This window comes from Streptomyces sp. NPDC051913 (assembly GCF_044593635.1).
GTDB lineage: Bacteria > Actinomycetota > Actinomycetes > Streptomycetales > Streptomycetaceae > Streptomyces.
On sequence record NZ_JBIUCI010000022.1, the window covers coordinates 83,497 to 98,585 of the forward strand.

Sequence of the window (15,089 nt, forward strand, 5' to 3'; positions counted from 1 at the left end):
CATCGTGAATTAAGAGGGTGGGGAAAGTCGCCCTCGGTGCCCCCGGAGCGGTATGTTGCAGGTCGGACAGGGTTCGGAGGGGAGCCACATGGCGGGGCGGAACGGGCGCACGGTACGCGATCTGAGGCGGGCCAACCGGACGGCCGTGCTGCAACGGCTCTACTTCGACGGACCCCTCAGCCGCTTCGAACTCGGCCCGGCGACCGGCCTCAGCTCCGGCTCCGTCAGCAACGTGGTCGCCGACCTGGTCGCCGACGGCCTGCTGGAGGAGGCGGGCAGTGTCGACTCCGACGGCGGCCGTCCCCGCACCCTGCTGCGGGTGTCGCCCGGCAGCGGCCACATGATCGGCGTCGACGTCGGCGAGACCCGGGTCCGGGTCGAGCTGTTCGACCTGACCCTCACCGAACTCGCCCGCGCCGAAAGGCCGTTGACCGAGCAGCGCTATGCCGTCGAGGACATCGTCGGTCACATCCGCGACGGCGTCGCCGAGGTCCTCGCCGACGCGCGCATCGCCCCCGAACAACTCCTCGGCGTCGGCATCGGCGTCCCCGGCATCGTCGAGCGCACCGCGGAGCGGGGCGCGGTGGTGCACGGCCAGACCATCGGCTGGGACGCCGTCCCGCTGGAAGCCCTGCTCCGCTCGACCTCCCGGCTCCCCGACACCGTCCGGTACTTCATCGACAACGGGGCCAAGACCCTCGGCCAGGCCGAGATGTGGTTCGGCGGCGGACGCGGCGCGCACAACGCGGTCGTCGTCCTCTTCGGCTCCGGCGTCGGCGCCTGCCTCGTCACACCCGAGGTGGAGAACGGCCGGGCGGTCGAGTGGGGGCATCTGACGGTACGGGTGCGGGGCCGCCGCTGCCGGTGCGGTGCGCTCGGCTGTCTGGAGGCGTACGCGGGCGCCGAGTCACTGCTCGACCGCTGGCGCGAGGAGGGCGGGCGGCCGCCCGAGGGCACCGACGAGGAGACCGCCCTGACCGCGATGCTGGCCGCCGCCTACCCGGCCGACGGCGGCACGGCCGACCCGGTGGCGCTGGCCGTGCTGGAGGAGACCGCCGAGTACCTGGGCGCCGGGCTCTCCGACCTGATCAACCTCTTCCAGCCCGAGCGCATCCTCATCGGCGGCTGGGCCGGGCTCCAGCTGGGCACCCGGTTCCTGCCCGCCGTACGCCGCCATGCCGTCTCGTACGCCCTGCGCCACCCGGCCGAGAAGGTCACCATCGACCTCGGCAGGCTGGGCCCCGACGCGGTCACGGTCGGCGCGGCGATCCTGCCGCTCGCCGACTTCTTCGCCCGTGGCGGCCGCCGCCCCGAGCCCGCCCCCGAGGGACCCCACCCGGCCTGGCGCACCGCGCTGGAGGAGCGGGCCCCGCACTGAGCCCCGGGGACCGGTCGTCGGGTTTCGCCGGTGACCGGCGGAGGTACTCGCGTGTCTCCCGTACGACGTGAAGGGAGGACGCCGTGGCCGACAAGCACCGCACGGGCCCGGACGGCGAGCCCGTTCCGAGGGACCTGCCGGACCAGCAGGCCGGGCAGGGGGAGGACCGCTGGGACGCGGCTCCCGAGCTGTCCGAGGAGGACGAGGCCGGCGCCGACGTCCCCGACACGGACGAGGCTGGCACGGGCCGTCAGGGCGCACCGCGCTCCGCCAACGTCCACCCGGAGCATCCGGAACCGCAGGAGCCGGCCGACTGACACAGGCCGTAAGGGGGCGGAGCGGGGCTCAGCCCGCCTTCCGCCCCCGCATCGGTTCCGTGCTCGCCCCGGCTCCCTGCTGGAGTCCGTCGAGGAACTCCTCCAGCACCTCGTTCGCCGTGTGCTCCGGACGCCAGCGCAGCTCGGTCCGGGCGCGGGCGCAGTCCATCAGGGGCAGGCGCAGGACCGCGTCGAAGAGATGCGGCGAGGCGGGCAGCAGATGCAGGCCCCAGGCGGCGGCGATCGCCGAGCGGGCCGCGGTACGCGGCAGCCGGACCGGGCGGGCGCCGAGCAGCTCGCCCAGCAGCGCGGCGTCCACCGGCGGCTCGGCGGCGAGGTTGAAGGCGCCCCGCGCCGCCGAGTGCACCGCGAGCCGGTAGGCCTCGGCCGCGTCGTCCGTGTGCAGCGCCTGCACCCGCAGTCCCGGAATGTCCGGCAGGAACGGCAGCAGCTCCGGACGGACCAGCGGCCCGGGCAGGAAACGGCCGCCGAAGATGCGGCGCTGCTCGCTCGCCGACTCCCGCTTGAACAGGAACGCCGGCCGCATCCGCACCACCCGCACCTCCGGATGGTCGCGCTCGAAAGTGTCGAGGGCCCGCTCCAGATAGGCCTTCTCCCGGCAGTACGCGGCGTCCGGCCAGCCGTGGGTCGGCCATGACTCGTCCACGGCCTCGTCCTTGGGACCCGGCGAGTACGCCCCGACCGACGAGGCGTGCACCAGTGCCGGCACCTTGGCCGCGGCCACCGCCTCGAACACCCGCAGGGAGCCGAGGACGTTGGTACGCCAGGTCGCCACCGGATCGTGCGTCGGCTGGAACGCCCAGGCCAGATGCACCACGGCGGACGCGCCGGCGAACTCGGCCGCCGGATCCGTCTCCTCGGCGGACAGGTCGACCGTGACCCAGTCCGTCTTCGGCGGCGACCACTGCGGAGCCCGACGGGCCAGCCCCACCACGGAGCCGACCTCCGGATCCTCCGACAGGCGCCGCACCACACTGGTACCGACGTTGCCGGTGGCGCCCGTGACGACGATCCTGCTGCCCGTTGTGCTGCTCACGTTCGGCTCCTCTCGGACCCGCGCCGCGGGGGAGCACCGCTCCTGTCGGGCCGGTGCTGCGCGGGAGCACCCGAGTACCCGGGCCGCGGTGCCCGACGCGCCCTTGCGTGGGCAGCATGTCTCATACGGCAGGCGCATGAGGCCCGGTAGGGTGGCGGGGTGGCACTGTCCTTGGGAGAACGAGTGAGGTCGTCGGTGGCGGCGTTGATGCACGCGACGGGTGAGTCACAGGCGGAGGTCGCCCTCGCGCTCGGCGTGAGCCAGGCGCAGGTGAGCCGCCGTCAGTCCGGCAGCGCCGCCTGGAGCCTGGCCGACTGCGACGCGCTGGCCGCGCACTTCGGCATCGACGTCCTCGACCTCCTCGCCGGACCGACCCGGGCCTGCGAGACCCTGCCCGTGCGGCGCCGCCGCTCCGGTGGCCCGACGGCGGTGACCCGATGACGGACTTCGACGCGATCGACGCCCTGCTGGCCGAGGCCCGCCAGGAGGTACCGCTGCCCCCGGTCGACGTGCGGCGCAACCTGCGCGAGGAGCTCAACCTGTCCCGCGCCCAGGTGGCCCAGGCCCTCGGCGTGAGCCCCTCCACCGTCGGCGGCTGGGAGGCGGGACGGGACCCGAGCGGGCCCGTACGCGAGAAGTACGCCTACTTCCTGGAGGGCGCCCGGACGAAGCTGGCGGCGCGGACGGCGGAGACGGCCCAGGGGGTGCCGGACGCCGCCGACGCCGTAGAACCGCGCGACGGTGCCGACGAGGCCGACGCGCCCCGGGAGGGGAGCGGCGACACGGGCGAGGCCGACGACGTCGAGGCACTGCCGGCCCCCGAGCCCTGCGTCCTGTGCGGTGGGCCCGCCCGTCACCAGGTCGCGGGCTTCCCTCAGCACCTGGACCCCGCCGACTGCGGTACGGCGGCACCCGAACCACCGGAGCCGGTGGCCGCCCCGGCCGCGCCCGCCGAGCCCGGGCCGGCTGACCGGACGGCGCCGGCGGCTGCCGGGGCCCCGCGCGCCGGGCGCCGTGAGCAGGCCCCCGCCTCGCGTGACCGGGCCGCCAAGCCCGTACGGGTCGTCCCCGTCGGCCGCCGTATGCAGACCGCGGACCAGAGCCCCGACCTGATCGGCGCCGCGGTGGCCGCCGCGCTCGAGAAGCACAGCGGCGATCTGGAGGCCGCCACCGCCGCGCTGGTCAAGAAGGCCATCCCGGACGCCATGGCCCTGCTGGACGAGACCCGCAAGGGCGGCCGGTACGACGTCGTCGCGCACCCCTGGATCCCGGACGTCCTGCGCAAGCAGACCGCCCGCGGCGCCGACCGGATCTGGGAGGCGCGCCCCAAGTGGGCCCGCACCGAACTCCCGCCCGGCGCGCACGAGGTGACCGCGCTCGACATCAACGGCGCGTACCTGTCGGCCCTCAAGACGCATCTGCCAATCGGCCAGCTGGAGCATTCCACCGGCTTCGACCACGACCGCCGCCGGGCCGGCGTCCATCTGATCACCCCGCCCGCCTGGGACCACGAGGACCGGCTCCCCAATCCGATCGGCAACCGCGACGAGCCCGGCCCGCTCTGGGTCACCGAACCGACGCTGCGCCTGCTGCTGCGGCTGTCGGGTCCGAAGTACGGGCTGTGCGACCCCCCGGAGATCCATGAGTCGTTCACCTCGGGCGCGACCGAGGGCCTGCTGGAGAAGTTCCGGGTCGCGCTGAAGGAGGCCCGGGACCGGGCGATCGTCGAGGACGACGACGTGACGCTGGAGTACGTGAAGGCGATGTACTCCAAGTTCGTCTCCACGATGGGGGAGTCGAACTACAACCGGGAGCTGTACCGCCCCGACTGGATGCACCTCATCCGCTCGCAGGCCTTCGCCAACCTCTGGATGAAGGCGCTCAAGGCCCATGAGGAGGGCCTGACGGTCGTCCGCGCCATGGGCACCGACGAACTCCATGTGATCGGCGACTGGCGCCGGGTCTTCCCGGAGGGCCGCGGGGTCTCCGAGGTGAAGGTCAAGGACACGTACACCGTCGGCGAGGAACCCGACCCCGCGGCAGCGGGGGAGGAGGACTAGGGCCTGAGCCGGCTAGGCGAAGGCGTTCACGCCGGTCAGTTCCGCCGACAGCTCCCACAGGCGGGCCGCCTGCTCGGGGTCGGTCGCCCAGGACTTGACGCCGCCGCTCACGTCGCCGTCGACGGCGGGTTCGGCGATGTCGCAGTCCTCCAGGTAGACGCCGCCCATACCGTCCAGTTGCGGCGAGGTCGCCGCCCACACCTGGGTGGCCGCGCCCTGCTCCGGGGTCTTGAAGGAGCCCGGGTTGAGAAGGGTGCCGTCCTCGTCGATCCAGCCGCGCTCGATCATCTCCTCCTTGGGGATGTGGCGCTGGAGCGGGGTGTGGATGCCGCCCGGGTGAAGGGAGAAGGCGCGGACGCCGCGCTCGGCGCCGAGCCGGTCGAGGTGGACGGCGAACAGGACGTTCGCGGTCTTCGCCTGCCCGTACGCCTCCCACTTGTCGTACCCGTGTGCCCAGTGGACGTCGTCCCAGCGCATCCCGGAGAAGTGGTGGGCGCGCGAGGACACGGAGACCACGCGGGCGCCGGGGGCGATCGCCGGCCACAGCCGGTTGACCAGGGCGAAGTGACCGAGGTGGTTGGTGGCGAACTGGGCTTCCCAGCCCGGGCCGACCCGGGTCTCGGGGCAGGCCATGATCCCGGCGTTGTCGATCATGAGGTCGATCGAGCGGCCCGAGGCGAGGAAGCGCTCCGCGAAGGCGCGCACGCTCTCCAGGTCGCCGAGGTCGAGCGGGTCCACCTCGACGCCGTCGATGCCCGCCAGCGCCTCACGGGCGGCGTCGGGGCGGCGGGCCGGGACGACCACCCGGGCGCCCGCCTTGGTGAGCGCACGGGTCGTCTCCAGGCCGAGTCCCGAGTAGCCGCCGGTGACGACGGCGAGCTTCCCGGACAGGTCGATGCCGGCGAGGACGTCGTCCGCCGTGCTCTGGGTGTCGTATCCCGAACCGATCTTGTGCTGTGCAGTGCTCATGTTCGGAACGCTACGGATTGGAGTGCGCTCGAAGTCAAGCGCGGGCGGCCCGTGCGTGGATCGGGGGCAGAAGAAAGCCCCGACCGGACGGGGGAATCACGGTCGGGGCGGTCCAGTGGTGGGCACGGACGGCGGTCGCCTCTCGGCGAAAGGCTCCACAGGGCTTCAGCCGAACGATCGTCCCTGTGGGCAAAAGGTGAGGCCCGGGGACACTGTCCCGTCCGTACCCACGTGTGGTTCAACGGGCAACCACCCTGGGGTGTTCCCCGGCCTGTCGCGTTATGGCGTGAGGTGCGTCACCGGCCGGACGGAAGTCCCGCGAACGGGCTGTCCGTGAGCGCGGCGAGCAGGGCGGCGGGATCGTCGTAGACCGCCTCGGCGCCGGCCTCGACGAGATCGGCGCGCGGGATGCCGCCGCACAGCACGGCCACGCAGCGCACCCCGGCCCGGCTGCCCGCTTTCATGTCCCACACCGTGTCGCCCACGAACACCGCCCGCTCGGCCGGGACGCCCGCCAGTTCCAGCGCGTGCTCCACGGGCTCCGGGGCGGGCTTGCCCTCGGAGACGTCGTCGGCGCTCGCCGTCGCCCTGATCGCGTCGTCCGCGCCGATCGCGCGCCGCAGCGCGGACAGTTCCGCTCCGCCGGCCGAGGTCGCGAGCACCACCGTCCAGCCCTCGTGGTCCAGGCGCCGCAGCAGTCGCCCCGCGTCCCGCAGCGGGGGCAGGCGGTCGAAGTACTGCCCGTAGAGGGCCTTGTGCGCGGCGCTGAGCTGTTCGTCCTGGTCCTTGTCCCGGTCCTCGCCGAGCAGATGCGCGACGAGGTCGTCGGAGCCGAGCCCCACCGCCCGGTGGACGGCGTGCATGGGCACGTGGTGGCCCGCCTGGCGGAACGCCTCCCACCAGGTGGTCACATGCAGATGGTTGGTGTCGACGAGGGTGCCGTCGACATCGAACACGGCCGCCCGTTCCATACGCCCGTCCTTCCGTCGTTCCTCTCGCCCGGGTACCACCTCAGGAGCCGATCACTCGGGACGGCGTGCTGCGGTCCCGGGTCCAGGCCAGCAGTTCGTCCAGGGTCCAGGTGGTGATCACCCGCTCGGCGGGCACCTCGCACTCCTCGGCCCGGGCGCAGCCGAGGATCTGCCAGTCGAGCTGGCCGGGCGCGTGCGCGTCGGTGTCGATCGAGAAGAACGTGCCGGCCGCCACGGCCCGGCGCAGCAGCCGCCGGGGCGGGTCGAGCCGTTCGGGCCGGCTGTTGATCTCCACGGCCGTGCCCGACTCCGCGCACGCGGCGAAGACCTCGTCCGCGTCGAACTCCGACTCGGGCCGCCCCCGCCCGGTGACCAGCCGCCCGGTGCAGTGCCCGAGGACGTCCGCGTGCGGATTGCGTACGGCGGCCACCATGCGGCGGGTCATGGAGCGGGCGTCCATGCGCAGCTTGGAGTGCACGGAGACGACCACGACGTCGAGCCGCTCCAGGAGTTCCTCCTCCTGGTCGAGCGAGCCGTCGTCGAGGATGTCGCACTCGATGCCGGTGAGCAGCCGGAACGGCGCCCAGGTCGTGTTCAGCTCCGCCACCACGTCCAGCTGTTCGCGCAGCCGTTCGGGGGAGAGGCCGCGGGCCACGGTGAGGCGCGGGGAGTGGTCGGTGAGCACGGCCCACTCGTGCCCCAGCTCCGCCGCGGTCCGGCCCATCTCCTCGATCGGACTGCCCCCGTCCGACCAGTCCGAGTGCAGATGGCAGTCGCCGCGCAGCAGGTCCCGCAGGCCCTCGCCGCCGCCCACGGCGGGCCGCTCCGCCGCCTCGCCCTCCAGCTTCTCCAGATATCCGGGCACCCGCCCCGCCAGCGCTTCGACCGCCACCTGCGCGGTCTTCGGGCCGACGCCCTTCAGCGCCTCCAGCGTCCCGGCGGCGGCCCGCTCGCGCAGCTCCGTCTCCGGCAGTCCGGCCAGCACCCGGGCGGCCGTACGGAAGGCGCGCACTCGGTACGTGGGCGCGAGGGACCGCTCCAGCAGGAAGGCGATCCGGTCCAGCGCCGCCACGGGCTCCATCGCCACCTCCTGGGCCGGGGTCCCTTCCAGGGTTCCCCGGCCCGGAGGAGAGCGCACGGCGAGCCCGCCGGGTACATCCCGGACAACTCGTACGGTTCTCGTACGGTTCGCCGATCCGGAATGCGTTCTACGCTCTATTGCATGACCGAAGTCGCGAGCCCGTACATCTCCCATCCGCGGATCATGGTGCTCGGGGTGCAGCCCGGGACGCCGCCGTTCCGCATCGTGGAGATCGACGGAGAAGTGGTCGGTGAGGCGAAGACCGTCACCGACGTCCTGGAGGCCGCCGCCGCGTTCGGCATCACGGTCCACGACCTGGACGACCCGGACGTGGTCCGCTGGGTGGGCGGCGACAAGTTCACCTGGACCCGGCACTAGGTCGTGTCTTTCGGATCAGCCCGGCTCGGAGCGACGGTGCTGAACCGGTGCCGGTGAGCGGGGCTTGGTGCGTGCAGCTGCAAGGCGGAGGAGGGAGTCGACGCGGAGCGTCGGCGACCGACGACAACGCGGCAGATGGGCGTGCCAAGCCCCGCGGCCCCGGGATGATCCGAAAGACACGGCCTAGCCCGGACGGTCAGCCGACCGTCCATTTCTGGTTGGCGCCGCCGGTGCAGGTCCAGATCTGGAGCCGGGTGCCGTTGGCCGAGTTGTTGCCGGTCACGTCCAGGCACTTGTCGGCCTGCGGGTTGACGATGTCGTGCGCGGCGGTGACGGTCCACCGCTGTGCGGCGGTGCCGTTGCAGTCGTAGAGCTGTGCGGCGGTCCCGTCCGCGGTGCCGCCGCCCGTCACGTCCAGGCACTTGCCGAGCGCGCGGAGGGTGCCGTCCGCGCCGACGGTCCACTGCTGCGCGGCGGTGCCGTTGCAGTCGTAGAGCTGTACGGGCGTGCCGTTCGCCGGGTTCGCGCCGGCGACGTCGACGCACTTGCCGGCGAGTCCCCTGATCGCGCCGCCCGTGGCGGTGTCGCCGGTCGTCACCGAGACGTGGTCCACGACCAGCTGCTGCGGGAAGGCCGTGGAGCCGTCGGGGTCACCCGGCCAGTAGCCGCCTACCGCGAGGTTCAGGATCAGGAAGAACGGCTTGTTGAACACCCAGGTGCGGCCGCCCAGGTCGGCCGGGGTGCGCCGCTGGTAGACGGTGCCGTCCACGGACCAGGTGATCGAGTCGGGCGCCCAGTCGACGGCGAAGGTGTGGAAGGCGTCCGCGAAGGCCTGGCCGCCGGGGAGGGAGTAGCCCGCGCCGATGCCGCCCGAGCCGGAGTAGCCGGGGCCGTGGATCGTGCCGTGCACGGTGGAGGGTTCGAAGCCGACGTTCTCCATGACGTCGATCTCGCCCGAGTCCGGCCAGTTCACCGGGGTGCCGAGCATCCAGAACGCCGGCCACATGCCCTGCCCGCGCGGGATCTTCATCCGCGCCTCGACGTGCCCGTACTGCGCGGTGAACTTCCCCGAGGTGTTCAGCCGGGCCGAGGTGTACTGGCAGGTGCCGTACCAGCACTGGTAATTCGCGGGGTTCTCGCGGCGGGCCGTGATGACCAGATGGCCCTGGCCGTCCAGGGCCGCGTTGCGGTTGCCCGCCGTGTAGTACTGCCGTTCGTGGTTGTTGACGTTGTCGCCGGTCTCGATCTGCCACTTCGAGGTGTCGACGGAGGAGCCGGCGGGGCCGTCGAAGGTGTCGGAGAAGGCCACGGCCGCGGCGGCCGCGGTCGGCTGCTCCGACCGCGCTTGTGCGGAACCCGTCGCGGCGGTGGCCACGAGCGCGGCGGACAGGGCGGCGAACAGGCACTTCCGGAGCAGGCGTGGGGCTGTCACGGCTCTCCCTTCCTGGGGTGGGAGGTGAAGGCGTCGCCTCTTGATTTAAGAAGTGAGATAAGCGTCCGTCAATACCTTGGTACGGACCAGGAGTTGACCGGTGTGGTGCCCGGCGCCGGGGACACTTCGGCCGGTGCCGAAGCCTTCGGTTCCTAAGATCACCTCATGGAAGGCCTCGGAGAGATATTCGCCGTCCTCGCCGCGGGCGTGGGCGCCGGCGCGGTCAACGCCGCCGTCGGGTCCGGGACGCTGATCAGCTTCCCCGTGCTGCTCGCGACCGGGCTCCCGCCCGTGACCGCCACCGTCTCCAACGCGCTCGGTCTGGTCCCCGGCTCGATCAGCGCGGCCATCGGCTACCGCAGGGAACTCGCGGGACAGCGCCGCCGCATCCTCAAGTGGAGCGTCGGCGCCGTGCTGGGCGGGCTGACGGGGGCCACGCTGCTGCTGGTCCTGCCGGCCGCCGCGTTCGAGACGATCGTCCCCGTCCTGGTGGGCCTCGCCCTCGCGCTGGTCGCCCTCCAGCCCCTGACCGGCCGATGGCTCCGCGCACGCCGCGCCCGCACCGGCCGGACCCCGGTCCGGGCCGACGGCGGCCCGCCGCTGCTCGTCGGACTCGCCCTGGCGAGTGTCTACGGCGGCTACTTCTCGGCCGCCCAGGGAATCGTCTACGTCTCCCTGATGGGGCTGCGCCTCGACGACGACCTGCAACGCCTCAACGCCGTCAAGAACGTTCTCGTCGCCGTAGTGAACACCGTCGCCGCGCTCTTCTTCCTCGTCGCCGGCGACTTCGACTGGACGGCCGTCGGCCTGCTCGCGGCCGGCTCCGCCGTCGGCGGACAGCTCGGGGCCGCGGCAGGCCGAAGACTGCCCGCCGCGGCCCTGCGCGCGCTCATCGTGATCGTCGGCACCGTGGCCATCGTCCAGCTGTCGACGCACTGACCCTCAGCGGTGCACCGCCCGGCTCAACCGCCGTCCCAGCAGCAGATAACCGATCAGCGCCCCCGAGGTGTTGAGGATCACGTCGTCGATGTCGAACGCCCGCCCTGTGATCAGCGCGCCCTGCGCGAATTCCACCAGCAGCATCACCACCGCCGTCAGCAGCAGCACCCGCAGCACCCCGCGGGTCCGCGGCGCCAGCACCGGGACCAGGACACCGAAGGGCACGCCCAGCAGCACATTGCCGCCGATCTGCTTGACGGCGTCCCGCAGTTCGGGCTGGTCCAGATAGGCCCGCAGGGAGCGGCCCGGGTGGAGGTTGGTGTGCGTCAGCGCCTCCGACGCGGGCGACGGCTCCAGCGTCAGCCGGGCCAGCACCACGGCGAACGCCACCATGAAGGCGAACGCGGCGACCATCCCCACCGCGCGGCGGAGTGCGGCGAGCGGACTGCGCCGCTGCTTCGGAGCGGGCGCGGGCGGCTCCGGCCCGGCCTTGTCGGGCCTGGTGGTGCGCAGGCGGAACGGGGATCGCGAACGTAGGGCTGCACGGGCCATGCGGTCCTCCAGTCTTCAACTTCCCTGCGTCGTAAGGCGATTACCCGCGAACCCGTCGACAATGCGGCGCCGCCGGACCTGGTTGCGGGCGCCCGCGGTTTCCCTTCGTACGGGCGGGGCACTCCGGGCTGAGACCCGCGCGCGCCGCCACCACCCGCCCCCGGGACGGTGTTTGGATGGCGCGAAAGCCGTGCCGGCAGGCCGTGAGGAGATGGCGCATGAACCCGCGTACGACCCTTCTCACCCTGGCCGAGGCGCTTGCCTGGTGGGTCGCGCTCGCGGCGCTGTGGCTGGTCCTGATCAGCACGGTGGACACCCTGGAACGCGTGGTCGGGGCGAGCGCCGCGGCCGTCGCCGCGGTCGCGGCCACCGCCGCCCGGCGGGTGGTGACCGCACGGTGAACGGCTGGATCCTCGCGGCGACCCTCGCCCTCGGCGCGGGTCTCGGCGCGGCCCTGTGGGGCGTCGCCACCGGGCCGCTGCGGCGCCGGGTGGTGGCCCAGAACCTGTCGACCGCGCTGGCCTGTCCGGCCCTTCTGCTGCTGTCACAGGGCTACACCCGTCCGTCGTACGTGGACCTCGCCCTGGTCCTCGCCCTGCTCGGGCCGGTCGGCACCCTCGTCTTCGCCCGGCTGCTCGCCGACGAACTGGCCGACGACCCGCCCCGCGCCTGGGGTGTGACCTGGGCGGTGGCCGGATTCGGTGCCGCGGTCGTCGGGGTCCTGTGCGTGGCCACCGGGCCGAGCCGGGCCCTGGTGAAACTCCTCGTGGTCGGGGCGCTGCTGATCGGCGGCAACGTCGTCGCCTCGCGCGCCCTGTCCGGCGGATTCCGCGGGGTCCGCCGTGGCTGACGCCGTGATCGTCGTCGTCCTGCTGCTGGTCGCCGCGACCGCCACCACCGCCGTCGCGGTCCGCGACCCGGTGCGCCAGGCGCTCGTCCTGTCCGTCCTCGGCGTCGTCCTCGCCGTGCTGTTCACCGTGCTCCAGGCACCGGACGTGGGCCTGTCCCAGCTCGCCGTGGGCTCCGCGCTCACCCCGCTGTTGCTGCTGCTCGCGGTCCGCAAGGTCAGACGGCGCGCCCGGGGGAGAGAGGACCAGGAGTGAGCCGCCGCGTCCGGCTCTGGCTCGTGGCCGTCGGCGGGACCGGCCTCGCCGCCCTGCTCGTGGCCGCCGCCCTGGATCTGCCGGCCTTCGGCGGCGACCGCCACCCCTACGGCGACCGCGCCGTGCGCGAGTCCCTCGCCCGGCACACCGCCAACACCATCTCCTCCATCAACTTCGACCAGCGTGCCTTCGACACCCTCGGCGAGATGACCATCCTCTTCGCGGCCGTCCTCGGCTGCGTGGTGCTGCTGCGCCAGACCCGCGACGAACACCGCGCCCGCCCCGAGGTCGAACCCGTGGCCCTCCCGGTACGCCGCTACGCCCTCGTCGTCCTGCCCGTCGCCCTCCTCACCGGCCTCTACGTCATCGCCCACGGCCAGCTCAGTCCCGGCGGCGGCTTCCAGGGCGGCGTCGTCGCCGCGACCTCCCTGCACCTGCTCTACCTGGGCGCCGACTACCGCGCCCTGGAACGCATCCGGCCGATCGGCCTGTACGAGGTCGGCGACGCCCTCGCCGTCTCCGCCTACCTCGTCACCGGCATCGCGGGCCTCATCGGCTCCGTCGCCTTCCTGGCCAACACCCTGCTGCCGTACGGCACCTTCAACACGCTCTCCTCCGCCGGCACCGTCCCGCTGCTGAACGCGGCCGTCGGCATGGAGGTCGCCTGCGCGGTGGTGGTGCTGCTGGCCCGCTTCCTGGACCAGGCCGTCGAGATCGAGGAAGGGAACGGGACGTGATGGACGTGCTGCCGTACCTCGTCGCCGCATGGATCTTCCTGGTGGGCTGTTACGGCCTCGCCACCAGCCGGAACCTCATCCATGCCGTCGGCTGTCTGTCGGTGTGCCAGTGCGCCACCTACGTGCTGCTGCTGGCCGTCGGCTACCGCGACGACGCGACCGCGCCCGTCTTCTCCGATCTGAAGCCCGGCTCGCGTCCGGTGGTCGACCCCGTCGTCCAGGCGCTGACCCTGACCGACGTCGTGGTCGGCGCCACCGTCACCGCGCTGCTGCTCGCGCTCGTCGTCCAGATCTCCAAGCGGCACGGCACCGTCGACCCTGACGAACTCTCGGAGCTGCGCGGCTGATGAACGACCTGCTGCCGCTCCTCGTCGCCGTCCCCCTCCTCGGGGCCGCCCTGCTGGTCGCCGGGGGCCGCCGCGTGCCCCGGGTCGCCGCCGAGTCGGTGGGCTGCACCGTGTCGGCGGGCACGGCCGCCCTCGCGATCGTGCTGCTGCTCGACTCCTCACCGCCCATGGTCGAGTGGGTCGGCGGCTGGGTTCCGGTGAACGGCGAGAGCGTCGGGATCGTCCTCGTCGGCGACGGGCCGGGCCTCGGCATGGCCGCGCTCGCCTCGCTGCTGACCCTCGCGGCGCTCGCCTACTCCTGGCACTACTTCGACGAACCCCCGCGCCGGCACGCGGGCTCCTTCCCCGCGCTGATGCTGCTCTTCCAGGCGGGCATGTGCGGCTTCGCGCTCGCGGGCGACCTGTTCAACGCCTTCGTGTGGTTCGAGCTGATGGGCGTGTGCGCCTACGCCCTCACCGGCCACCGCGTCGAGGAGGCCAGGGCGGTGCAGGGCGCCCTCACCTTCGCCGTCGTCACCTCCCTCGGCGCCTACGCCCTGCTCATGGGCATCGCCCTGCTCTACGCCCGCACCGGCGAGCTGGCGATGACTCAGATCGGACGGGGCCTCGACGCGCACGGACCGCCCGACGCGCTCGTCCTCACCGCGTTCGTCCTCGTCCTGACCGGGCTGCTGGTCAAGGCCGCCGCCGTGCCCTTCCACTTCTGGCTGCCCGACGCGCATGCCGTCGCCCCCACCCCGGTGTGCATGGTGCTGTCCGGCGTCATGGTCGAACTCGGCACGTACGGCGTCTGGCGGGTGTACAGCACCGTGTTCTCCGGGCCCGGCGGCATCCCGGCCGGGGACCTGGAACGCCTCCTCGTCGTGCTCGGCGTGCTGACGGCCGCGATCGGCGCCGTCATGTGCTGGTACCAGCGCCACATCAAGCGCCTGCTCGCCTACTCCACCGTCGCCCACACCGGCCTGTTCCTCATCGGCATCGGAGTCCTCACACCCGAGGCCGACGACGGGGTCGCCCTGTACCTGCTCGGCCACGCCGGGGTGAAGGCCGCCCTGTTCGCCTGCACCGGCATCCTCCTCGACCGCTACGGCAGCGTCGACGAACACGCCCTGCACGGCAAGGCCCGGCAACTGCGCGGAGTCGCGGTGCTGTTCACCCTGGGAGCCCTCGGTCTCGCCGGACTGCCGCCCTTCGGCACGGCACTCGGCAAGGCCGTCACCGAGGAGGCCGCGGGCGGCCCCCTCACCGTGCTGTACGTCGCCGTCAGCGCCGTCACGGCCGGTGCCGTGCTGCGCGTCGCCGCCCGCGTCTTCCTCGGCCTCGGGCCCAGGCCGTCGGACGACGGCGGCTACGAGACCACCGGCTCCGGGGAGGAGCCCGAGACCGGGCAACGGCTGCGCCGGGTCCCCGGCACGATGACGGCGGTCCCCGCGCTGCTGATCGCCGGGTCGCTCGCGGTCGGCGTGGCACCCGGCCTCGCCGACGTGGTCGCCCACGCCGTGAACGAAGCCGGGTCCGGCGGGATCGTGGTGGCCCCGCTGCACTGGACCCCGCTCGGCGTCCTGCTGGGGATCACCTCGACCCTGCTCGCCGCGGGCCTCGCCGCCGTGGCGGTCACCCGCCCGAAGCTGCTCGCCCCGGGCTGGGCGCTGCCGCTGCGCCGGCTCCAGTCCGGGCACATCGGGGATTACGTGGCGTGGCTGCTGGTCGGTGCCGCCCTGCTCGGAGCGTTGGCCCTGCCGGGCGTCTCGGCCTTCTGAGCAGCCAC

The 15,089-nt window shown here is 73.1% G+C and carries 18 protein-coding genes; 12 read left to right on the forward strand and 6 right to left on the reverse strand.

Features of this window, described 5'->3' with window-relative positions; all coding sequences use genetic code 11:
- The first annotated feature begins 88 nt into the window (after nucleotides 1-88).
- Nucleotides 89-1,378: an ROK family protein gene (locus tag ACIHIX_RS41480; RefSeq protein ID WP_399965731.1), complete on the forward strand. Its 1,290-nt coding sequence runs from the start codon at nucleotides 89-91 to the stop codon at nucleotides 1,376-1,378.
- 83 nt (nucleotides 1,379-1,461) lie between these two features.
- Nucleotides 1,462-1,695 carry a hypothetical protein gene (locus ACIHIX_RS41485; protein WP_399965732.1) on the forward strand — a complete coding sequence of 78 codons (234 nt, stop codon included), beginning with the start codon at nucleotides 1,462-1,464 and terminating at the stop codon, nucleotides 1,693-1,695.
- Nucleotides 1,696-1,723: 28 nt separating this feature from the next.
- On the opposite strand, the gene ACIHIX_RS41490 is transcribed toward ACIHIX_RS41485, so the two are convergent.
- Entirely contained in the window at nucleotides 1,724-2,752 is a 1,029-nt protein-coding gene (locus tag ACIHIX_RS41490; RefSeq protein WP_399965733.1) for an SDR family oxidoreductase, read from the reverse strand.
- A gap of 159 nt (nucleotides 2,753-2,911) precedes the next feature.
- Here ACIHIX_RS41490 and ACIHIX_RS41495 point away from each other — a divergent pair, with 159 nt between their 5' ends.
- Both ACIHIX_RS41495 and ACIHIX_RS41500 read left to right on the forward strand, forming a co-directional pair.
- Nucleotides 2,912-3,193, forward strand: coding sequence for a helix-turn-helix domain-containing protein (locus tag ACIHIX_RS41495; RefSeq protein WP_399965734.1), 282 nt, complete (start codon nucleotides 2,912-2,914; stop codon nucleotides 3,191-3,193).
- Nucleotides 3,190-4,812: a helix-turn-helix domain-containing protein gene (locus ACIHIX_RS41500; RefSeq protein ID WP_399965735.1), complete on the forward strand. Its 1,623-nt coding sequence runs from the start codon at nucleotides 3,190-3,192 to the stop codon at nucleotides 4,810-4,812. Before ACIHIX_RS41495 ends, ACIHIX_RS41500 begins: the two co-directional genes overlap by 4 nt.
- Nucleotides 4,813-4,824: 12 nt before the next feature.
- Here ACIHIX_RS41500 and ACIHIX_RS41505 read toward each other — a convergent pair whose 3' ends face one another.
- The 3 genes from ACIHIX_RS41505 to ACIHIX_RS41515 form a co-directional block, all read right to left on the reverse strand.
- The gene (locus ACIHIX_RS41505) at nucleotides 4,825-5,781 is read right to left on the reverse strand and encodes an SDR family NAD(P)-dependent oxidoreductase (protein ID WP_399965736.1); all 957 of its coding nucleotides are present in this window, start codon (nucleotides 5,779-5,781) and stop codon (nucleotides 4,825-4,827) included.
- A 296-nt stretch (nucleotides 5,782-6,077) separates the two neighbouring features.
- Nucleotides 6,078-6,752, reverse strand: a complete 675-nt coding sequence (locus tag ACIHIX_RS41510; protein WP_399965737.1) for an HAD family hydrolase — start codon at nucleotides 6,750-6,752, stop codon at nucleotides 6,078-6,080.
- Between the two features lie 40 nt (nucleotides 6,753-6,792).
- Entirely contained in the window at nucleotides 6,793-7,833 is a 1,041-nt protein-coding gene (locus tag ACIHIX_RS41515; RefSeq protein WP_399965738.1) for a PHP domain-containing protein, read from the reverse strand.
- A 141-nt stretch (nucleotides 7,834-7,974) separates the two neighbouring features.
- Between ACIHIX_RS41515 and ACIHIX_RS41520 the strand changes: the two genes are divergently transcribed.
- The gene (locus ACIHIX_RS41520; protein ID WP_399965739.1) at nucleotides 7,975-8,211 is read left to right on the forward strand and encodes a hypothetical protein; all 237 of its coding nucleotides are present in this window, start codon (nucleotides 7,975-7,977) and stop codon (nucleotides 8,209-8,211) included.
- 196 nt (nucleotides 8,212-8,407) lie between these two features.
- On the opposite strand, the gene ACIHIX_RS41525 is transcribed toward ACIHIX_RS41520, so the two are convergent.
- A complete protein-coding gene (locus ACIHIX_RS41525; protein WP_399965740.1) occupies nucleotides 8,408-9,643 on the reverse strand; it encodes a ricin-type beta-trefoil lectin domain protein in 1,236 nt (411 codons plus the stop codon).
- Between the two features lie 165 nt (nucleotides 9,644-9,808).
- Between ACIHIX_RS41525 and ACIHIX_RS41530 the strand changes: the two genes are divergently transcribed.
- A complete protein-coding gene (locus ACIHIX_RS41530) occupies nucleotides 9,809-10,582 on the forward strand; it encodes a sulfite exporter TauE/SafE family protein (protein ID WP_399965741.1) in 774 nt (257 codons plus the stop codon).
- A 3-nt stretch (nucleotides 10,583-10,585) separates the two neighbouring features.
- On the opposite strand, the gene ACIHIX_RS41535 is transcribed toward ACIHIX_RS41530, so the two are convergent.
- Nucleotides 10,586-11,134: a VanZ family protein gene (locus tag ACIHIX_RS41535; RefSeq protein WP_399965742.1), complete on the reverse strand. Its 549-nt coding sequence runs from the start codon at nucleotides 11,132-11,134 to the stop codon at nucleotides 10,586-10,588.
- Between the two features lie 218 nt (nucleotides 11,135-11,352).
- Between ACIHIX_RS41535 and ACIHIX_RS41540 the strand changes: the two genes are divergently transcribed.
- The 6 genes from ACIHIX_RS41540 to ACIHIX_RS41565 are packed head-to-tail and all read left to right on the forward strand — an operon-like array spanning nucleotide 11,353 to nucleotide 15,081.
- Nucleotides 11,353-11,535: a hypothetical protein gene (locus ACIHIX_RS41540; RefSeq protein WP_399965743.1), complete on the forward strand. Its 183-nt coding sequence runs from the start codon at nucleotides 11,353-11,355 to the stop codon at nucleotides 11,533-11,535.
- The gene (locus tag ACIHIX_RS41545) at nucleotides 11,532-11,984 is read left to right on the forward strand and encodes a monovalent cation/H+ antiporter complex subunit F (RefSeq protein ID WP_399965744.1); all 453 of its coding nucleotides are present in this window, start codon (nucleotides 11,532-11,534) and stop codon (nucleotides 11,982-11,984) included. Before ACIHIX_RS41540 ends, ACIHIX_RS41545 begins: the two co-directional genes overlap by 4 nt.
- Nucleotides 11,977-12,237, forward strand: a complete 261-nt coding sequence (locus ACIHIX_RS41550) for a hydrogenase subunit MbhD domain-containing protein (protein ID WP_329342396.1) — start codon at nucleotides 11,977-11,979, stop codon at nucleotides 12,235-12,237. The genes ACIHIX_RS41545 and ACIHIX_RS41550 overlap by 8 nt, the downstream gene beginning before the upstream one ends.
- Nucleotides 12,234-12,974, forward strand: coding sequence for a hydrogen gas-evolving membrane-bound hydrogenase subunit E (mbhE, locus tag ACIHIX_RS41555; RefSeq protein ID WP_399965745.1), 741 nt, complete (start codon nucleotides 12,234-12,236; stop codon nucleotides 12,972-12,974). Before ACIHIX_RS41550 ends, mbhE begins: the two co-directional genes overlap by 4 nt.
- Complete coding sequence (locus ACIHIX_RS41560) at nucleotides 12,974-13,321, forward strand: sodium:proton antiporter (RefSeq protein ID WP_399965746.1); 348 nt, start codon at nucleotides 12,974-12,976, stop codon at nucleotides 13,319-13,321. The genes mbhE and ACIHIX_RS41560 overlap by 1 nt, the downstream gene beginning before the upstream one ends.
- Entirely contained in the window at nucleotides 13,321-15,081 is a 1,761-nt protein-coding gene (locus tag ACIHIX_RS41565) for a complex I subunit 5 family protein (protein ID WP_399965747.1), read from the forward strand. The genes ACIHIX_RS41560 and ACIHIX_RS41565 overlap by 1 nt, the downstream gene beginning before the upstream one ends.
- The last annotated feature ends 8 nt before the right edge of the window (nucleotides 15,082-15,089 follow it).